5 protein-coding genes are annotated in these 3,828 nt (G+C 60.2%); all 5 read right to left on the minus strand.

What is annotated here, in order from left to right; translation table 11 throughout:
• Positions 1-172 precede the first annotated feature (172 nt).
• From L0H65_RS16065 to L0H65_RS16085, 5 genes are read right to left on the minus strand one after another with little or no spacing between them, the layout of a single operon-like run.
• Positions 173-1,171 carry a type IV secretion system protein gene (locus L0H65_RS16065; RefSeq protein WP_301460144.1) on the minus strand — a complete coding sequence of 333 codons (999 nt, stop codon included), beginning with the start codon at positions 1,169-1,171 and terminating at the stop codon, positions 173-175.
• Entirely contained in the window at positions 1,171-1,653 is a 483-nt protein-coding gene (locus tag L0H65_RS16070; protein WP_301460146.1) for a hypothetical protein, read from the minus strand. The genes L0H65_RS16065 and L0H65_RS16070 overlap by 1 nt, the downstream gene beginning before the upstream one ends.
• A gap of 2 nt (positions 1,654-1,655) precedes the next feature.
• The gene (locus tag L0H65_RS16075; RefSeq protein ID WP_301460148.1) at positions 1,656-2,453 is read right to left on the minus strand and encodes a type IV secretion system protein; all 798 of its coding nucleotides are present in this window, start codon (positions 2,451-2,453) and stop codon (positions 1,656-1,658) included.
• Positions 2,450-3,592: a lytic transglycosylase domain-containing protein gene (locus tag L0H65_RS16080; RefSeq protein ID WP_301460149.1), complete on the minus strand. Its 1,143-nt coding sequence runs from the start codon at positions 3,590-3,592 to the stop codon at positions 2,450-2,452. The genes L0H65_RS16075 and L0H65_RS16080 overlap by 4 nt, the downstream gene beginning before the upstream one ends.
• Positions 3,573-3,746 carry a hypothetical protein gene (locus tag L0H65_RS16085; protein ID WP_301460152.1) on the minus strand — a complete coding sequence of 58 codons (174 nt, stop codon included), beginning with the start codon at positions 3,744-3,746 and terminating at the stop codon, positions 3,573-3,575. The genes L0H65_RS16080 and L0H65_RS16085 overlap by 20 nt, the downstream gene beginning before the upstream one ends.
• Positions 3,747-3,828: the final 82 nt, after the last annotated feature.

Here is a 3,828-nt window from a genome sequence, read left to right on the forward strand (position 1 = left end):
CCAGACCGCCGCCCGCCACCAGATAGGCGATGCGTTCGCGCTTTTTGACGCCGTAGAACATCTCGGCTTCGAGAAAACTTCTCAATTCAGGGTTTGAGCCTGTCATCGTCTTGCTCCGGAAATGGGGATTTGCGCGGTCGGCAGTTGTGCGGCGTGGGCCAGTTCGTCAGCGTCAACTGTCGCGGATGAATTGACCCAAACGCGCCCTTGCAGCTTGGCCGCGCTCGGCATCGGAACGCGCCTGATCGCGCAAATGGTGGTGTTCGGTCTTGCCGTGCATGAACCCCGAGCGCACTTCGTTCATCCGGCGCGCCGAATAGTCGGAAGCCTTTTCCAGCGGCTTGCCCGCAACCCGCAGCGCTTGCGGCGCGATACTCGCAAGGCTGATCTGACCGGTGATGTGGGTCACGGCATTCGGGATCGCCATCAAGGCAAAGATCCCGACAAAGACGATGACGAAGAAACCGAGGATGGAGCCGAGGTCGGTCACATCTTTTGTCTCGCGGAACACGTCATGCGCGACGGTGACGACCGCCACGATGACACCAGCTGAGGCGACCGGATACATGAGGTAACCGATCATTGCCGAAAGCCAGGCTTCGAACATGCCCTTGGTCTTCTCAAAGATCGTGGCTCCAATCGCGATCGGGGCAACCCCGAGAAGGAAGGCGATCATCAGCTTCGAAAAGCCGACGATGAACACGTAAACTGCCATCAACACGCCGAGCACCACATAGAGAACAGCGGCTACAAAGCCGCGCATGATCGAGGACATGGCCGAAGACACGGAATCCACGTTTCCGGCCATCATGTTCGCCATGTCATCCATCGCTGCAGTGGCGGAGGCGCCGACACCGCCACCCCCGAGCCGAAAGTATTCCAGTGCTAGTGCGCTGAGTCCGTTGCTGGCGGCATCGTAGATCTGGGTGAAGTTCGACCAGGTCAGGCCAAACATCAGAACCATGACGATCCGGAACGACAATTGAACGGCGTCGCGCATGGAAATCCGATAGACATTCAGGGCCGCATTGATCCCGACCATGACGAGCAGGAGAGCAAGCAGGGTCGTGTAAATCGGCCCGACCGCACCCGCCGTCGCCTCGAAATACTGCCGCCCCGCAGAGGTGATCGCCGCATCCAGCGTCGTCAGGATGGTCGAGACGCTGTCCATCAGAAGCTGCCGCCACACATGGTTTCTGCGACAGCCGTCAGTGTTGCGGCCTCTTCCGCAATCGCCTTCGTCTGCTGCCAGCTGAGGCGCTGGACATCGTGATGATCGCGCAATGCAGCCGCGACGGCCTCGACCTCTTCCCAGTTCGCCACTTTGCCTGCGCAGCCGCAATCCTGCGTTTCAATCACATTTCGCACGCGGACTAGGCCGTAGATGTCGCGCAGCGCCCGCGCCTCTGGGCCAGACCGCGCCAACGCGTAGCCTGCGGGCCAGGAGGCCTCACAGTTACGGAATTCCTCGTTCACTGCTCCCGGGATCGGCTGGATGTCTTCCGGTATCTCGACCTTCGGCAAGACGTCGAGATAAGCTTCCTCTTGGGCAAGGTCTGCCGGGACAGGGGTTTCGGCCCAAGCTGCGGCCGAGAAAACCGCGATCAGCCCAAAGGCACCGCCCATCATTCGCGCTTTGATACCATTGGCCATGCTCATTCTCCCCCAAGGACTTTGATGAACTTCTGCTCTTCGGCTGCGGTGGCGGCATCCATGACGCCCGCTTCGCCCATGCCCATCAGCTGGGCGGACTCCATGTTCCAGATATTGGCGAGTGCGATCGACAGTTCTGCCGTCACGCGAGTGTTGAGGTCGATCGCTTCTTTCAGCCCTTCAGTGTCCGGAATTTCCTGAACAAGCTCGTGGACCCGCTCGAGGCTTTCCGATGCCTTGACCGAGGAAGTTTCAGCGGCCGCCGACAGGAAGGCCGCGGTGTTGGCTTGCGTGCCGATCCGGGCAACCCCTTCGTCTTCACTGTTTGCCAGAGTATCGACAGTGGCCACATCGAGGCCCGCTGAGGCGAAGAACTCGGAGACATACTCTGCGGCGGGCTTGTCGCCTACCTTGCCCGATGTGGTCATCAGGGAGTAGCTGCCCTCCTTGGCCGCAACCAGACCGCCAGTCAGATCGGCGACATCGGGCAGGATATCGTCAAAGAAGGCGTCGGGGTCCGGGATGCCCAAGGCCTCCAGGGTTAGCCCGTTGCGCAAGGCGTCAAGCTGGGCTTTCAGGGTGGCGATCTGTTCAATCTGCTTCAGGATCTGCTCATCAAGCTTCAGGTTGGAGGCGATCATCTCCTTCACCTGCAGCTTTGCCTCGGTCAGCACTTCGCCGATCTTGGCGATACTGGTGACGTCAACTGTCGGCACGCCCTGCGCCACGGCGGGGGCAGGGGAGAGCAAGGCTGCAGAGATCAGAAGAGGGCCAAGCCCCAAACACAGATTTCGGATCATTCGGAACCACCCTTCACTTTGATGAATGTTGCGTCGATGGCATAGGCCTGCAGCCAGAGGGCATATCGGGCCTGATCGACCTTCACGCGGGCGGCCTTGACCCGCTCGACCATGAGCCCAATGCGAACGGCTTCCGCCCGGGCATAGCTGTTGAGATCGAGGGCCTCCTTGGTCGATTTGGTCGTGGGAATGCGTTCGATGATGGAACGCAGCCGCACCAGCGACGCCTCAATCTCCAGAGAGGCGGCCATCCCATAGTGCAGGCCTGCGTCAGCAGTGTTGCTGGCCTCGGCGATCGCCATGTCGCGTGGATCGAAAGTGCCGACCTGATCCACGCCGGTGATCTTGCCGGCATAGGCGTTGAAGAACCCGGTGATGCGGACGACGTAATTCTGTGTCTCTTCAAACGGAGGGATGCCACCATACTTCGTGACATTGCCCGGACCAGCATTATAGGCGGCCAAGGCCAGCGGCACCGAGCCAAACTTGTCGAGCTGCGTCAGGAAGTACCGTGCGCCACCATCCAGCTGCAGCATCGGATCGTCATAGTAGGCGGGGAAGATGCCAAGATCCTTGGCGGTGTCCGGCATGACCTGCGTCAGGCCAAAGGCTCCGACTGGGCTGCGCGCCCCGATGGAAAACCCGGATTCCTGTTTCACGAGGCTCTGGAACCAAATGCGAAACTCGACCGGGTTCAATCCGGCGCGGGCAAGACCAGGGTGGCCTGCGTATTTCTGCGCGGTGGCCACGATCATCTCTTCGATGCTGGTCTTGGCATCGCCGAAAAGCCGGGCGGCATAAGGGTTGTTGTCCTCGACGGCATAGAGGACTTCGGCCTCAGCCCCGGGGATCACTTCGAGATCACCGATCCACGGTGTCTGGCCCGTCATCATCGCCAGCGTGGCATCCAGTGCGTCGAGTTGGTCTTGGTGCAACTCGTCGATGCGGCGCTTCTTGTCGGTCTCAAGCTCGCGACCGCCCGTCAGATAGGACATCTGCGCGATCTCGAGCCCGTGCTGGATGATCGACTTCGGGTCGACAATCGGCACGCCTTGCGCCGACGCAGGCCAAGGCAGGACGGCCACGCCCAAAGCCAAGGCCCCGATCAGGTCAAGAGGTTTATTCGCAGGGAATGACATCAAGGCTCGACGTGTTGCCGCGAGAGACAAGCCCCGCATCCGGGCTTGCGCCCTTGGTGGAAGTGGTCACAGTGGAGCCAGCGGTGGCCCAGCAATTGGTCTTGGCAATCGGTACGCCGGTGCAGGCGGCGAGACCGAGGGATGCACCCATCATGACAGCCCAAAATCGGACTCGCATAATCAAGGTTATGTAATATATTGATTTCATTGGACAATCATTCCTTCCAGAATTTGGG

The sequence above is a fragment of the Pseudorhodobacter sp. genome (genome assembly GCF_030452865.1).
Classification (GTDB): Bacteria; Pseudomonadota; Alphaproteobacteria; order Rhodobacterales; family Rhodobacteraceae; genus Pseudorhodobacter.